General features: G+C 74.4%; 5 protein-coding genes. 3 read left to right on the forward strand and 2 right to left on the reverse strand.

The genetic code is table 11. From position 1 onward, the window contains the following. Positions 1 to 128 precede the first annotated feature (128 nt). A complete protein-coding gene (locus IEZ12_RS36905; RefSeq protein WP_189278750.1) occupies positions 129 to 1007 on the forward strand; it encodes a TIGR03619 family F420-dependent LLM class oxidoreductase in 879 nt (292 codons plus the stop codon). Between the two features lie 108 nt (positions 1008 to 1115). Next, complete coding sequence (locus IEZ12_RS36910; protein WP_229848702.1) at positions 1116 to 1484, forward strand: VOC family protein; 369 nt, start codon at positions 1116 to 1118, stop codon at positions 1482 to 1484. A gap of 79 nt (positions 1485 to 1563) precedes the next feature. Here the strand turns inward: IEZ12_RS36910 and IEZ12_RS36915 are convergent, their stop codons facing one another. Beyond that, positions 1564 to 2052 (reverse strand): hypothetical protein, encoded by a 489-nt coding sequence (locus IEZ12_RS36915; RefSeq protein WP_189278754.1) that lies wholly within the window; start codon positions 2050 to 2052, stop codon positions 1564 to 1566. On the opposite strand from IEZ12_RS36915, the gene IEZ12_RS40335 reads away from it, so the two are divergent. After that, entirely contained in the window at positions 2032 to 2160 is a 129-nt protein-coding gene (locus tag IEZ12_RS40335) for a hypothetical protein (RefSeq protein ID WP_268250308.1), read from the forward strand. The two genes, IEZ12_RS36915 and IEZ12_RS40335, sit on opposite strands and share 21 nt — an antisense overlap. 76 nt (positions 2161 to 2236) lie before the next feature. Here the strand turns inward: IEZ12_RS40335 and IEZ12_RS36920 are convergent. After that, on the reverse strand, positions 2237 to 2435 hold a 199-nt coding region (locus IEZ12_RS36920; protein WP_373295573.1), incomplete at its 5' end, for a hypothetical protein.

Raw genomic sequence — 2435 nt, forward strand, 5'->3', positions numbered from 1 at the left:
TACGGCGGGGGGCTTTTTCGCGTTCCCGGAGGAATCCGGAGACGTGGAGCTCCGACCTGCGGGGATGAAACGGGCCGGGCCGAGCGGTTGGGCCTGGGGTCGGGTGGTCTACGGAGGGGTGTGCTGCCATGTCCGGGTTGCGTCTTGGGGTGTCGCTTCAGCCGCGATGGCAGGCGGGTGACGGTCGTGGAGCGGTTCGGGCAGCGGGGGTCGCGGAGCGGCTCGGGTTCGATCATGTGGCGGTCGGGAACCGGGTGTTGGAGAGCGGGTTCGGGCTGGATGCCGATCCGTTGGTGCTGTTGGCGGTGGTGGCGGGGGCCACGTCGCGAGTGCGCTTGCTGACGTCGGTGCTGGTGGTGCCGTACTACCGGGCGGTGGTGATGGCGAATCAGGTGGCGACGCTGGATGTGGTGTCGGGCGGCCGGCTGATTCTGGGGGTCGGGACGGGGTGGAATCCGGCGGAGTTCGCCGCTGTGGGGGTGCCGGCGGGGGAGCGGGGTGCGCGGACGGACGACCACCTGGGGGCGGCTCGGGCGTTGTGGTCCTCGCGGTCGGCGGAGTTCGAGGGGCGATTCACGCAGCTGCAGGGGGTGCGGTTGGGGGTGGCGCCGGTGTCGGCGGGTGGGCCGCCGGTGTGGGTGGGCGGGCACAGTGCGGCGGCGTTGCGGCGGGTGGTGCGGCATGGGGACGGCTGGTACGGGACGGGCGTGGATGCGGCGGAGGTGGTGGGCGTTCGACGTCGGCTGGGGGAGTTGGCGGAGGACGCGGAGCGGTTCGCGGTGGCCGCGGCGGTGTTCCTGACCCCGCCGGGTGTCGCGGCAGTGGTGGAGGCGCCGGGGCGGCCGTTGGGTGGGGCGAGGGTTTCGGCGGGGAGTGTGGTGCAGGAGTTGGGGGAGCTCGCGGAGGCGGGGCTGACGGACTGCACGCTGTGGTTCCCGGTCGCGGGGGAGCAGGTGGAGCGGGCGATGGAGTGGGTGGCGGCGGAGGTGCTGCCGCAGCTCGGGTGAGTGTCCTGGCGTGCCGGGGCGGTGTTGTCGGACCCGGGCCGTAGGCTCGCGGTCGGAAGAACCAGCTTGCTGTGAACGGGAGTTGACATGTTTCTTGGCCTGCGAACGGTGATCTACCCCGCGCCGGATCTCGCCGCGGCGAAGGCCTGGTGGACCTCGGTGCTGGGCATCGAGCCGTACTTCGACGAGCCGTTCTACGTCGGCTTCAACGTCGGTGGCTACGAGCTGTCGCTGGATCCGAGCGGTGACCCGGCGGTGGGGCCGGTGACGTACTGGGGCGTCCGGGACGTGGAGGTGGCGTTGAAGCAGGTGGTGGCGGCGGGGGCGACGGTGCGGCAGGCGGTGCAGGAGGTCGGCGGTGGGATCCGGGTGGCGGCGGTGGTCGAGCCGGCCGGGTCGGTGCTGGGGCTGATCGAGAACCCGCATTTCGTACTGCCCGAGACGCTGCCGGGCGAGGGCGAGGGCCCGGGTCGCTGAGTCAGAGGGTGGAGGGGCCCCGGCCGGTGACGGTCGGGGCCCCTTGGCATGTCGGGAGGCGAGGGGCGGGCGTGGGGTTTCACGGGTACTGGGTGCTCGGGGTGGTGCCGGACGAAGTGGCGGCGGGCGTCGCCGAGTGGGCGCGGCGGCCGGCGACGGCGGTCGGGGAGTTGGCGTGGTGGCGGGATCGGCTCGCGGCGCGGCCGGAGTGGCTGCGGCGGCTGGCCGGCGGCGGTGCTCGGCGCGGAGCGGACGCGGTCGTGCTGGCGGAGATGTTCGTGGGCTGGCGGGGTGACGGCGACCGGGCGGAGCAGGTGCGATGGGAGCTGCTCGGGCGGTTGGAGGAGTGCGAAGAGGAGGAGCGTTGCTCGATCGGCGCCTCGCGGGCGTACCCGTTCGATGCGTTGGCGTTCGCACTGGGGCCGGAGGCGGTGGAGCGGCTGCCGGGGCGGGGCGGGGAGTTCGTGCTCGATGCGGCGGGGGTGCGGGAGTACCGGCCGGTGGTGGAGGCGCTGTTGGGCCGGTCGGGGACGGAACGGGCAGGCGCGTGGCTGTCGTCGATGGGCAACGAGGACGGGGCGGGACGGTCGCGGAGCTGTTCGCGGGGCCGGTGCGGGTGCTGCGGGCGGCGGAGCGGGCGGGTGCGGGGGCCGTCGGAGTGGCGCTGGAGTTCTGAGCGGCGGGGGCAGGCGGCGCCGGGGCCACCACTCGACGGCGCCCGTGAGCCATCGGCCGCGGGCGTTGGCGTGCCGTCAGGGAGTGTCCGCGTGGTGGTCGTTGCGGACGAGGAGGCGGGCCAGGTGGGCGGCGGTGGTGGTGACGGGGTGCCAGGTGGCGGCCCGGAGGTGGTCGGCGGGGGTGGGGTCGGGCGGGAGGGAGGCCAGGTGGAGGCGGAGGGCGGTGCCGAGGTCGGCGGTGAGGGCGGCTTCCTCGGGGGTGCGCAGGGTGTGG

Source organism: Kitasatospora griseola (assembly GCF_014648555.1).
In the GTDB taxonomy this organism is placed as follows: Bacteria; Actinomycetota; Actinomycetes; order Streptomycetales; family Streptomycetaceae; genus Kitasatospora; species Kitasatospora griseola.

Bases quoted from the DNA above. Each gene is read 5' to 3' on its own strand.
- IEZ12_RS36905 (WP_189278750.1), top strand. From the start codon at position 129: ATGTCCGGGTTGCGTCTTGGGGTGTCGCTTCAGCCGCGATGGCAGGCG.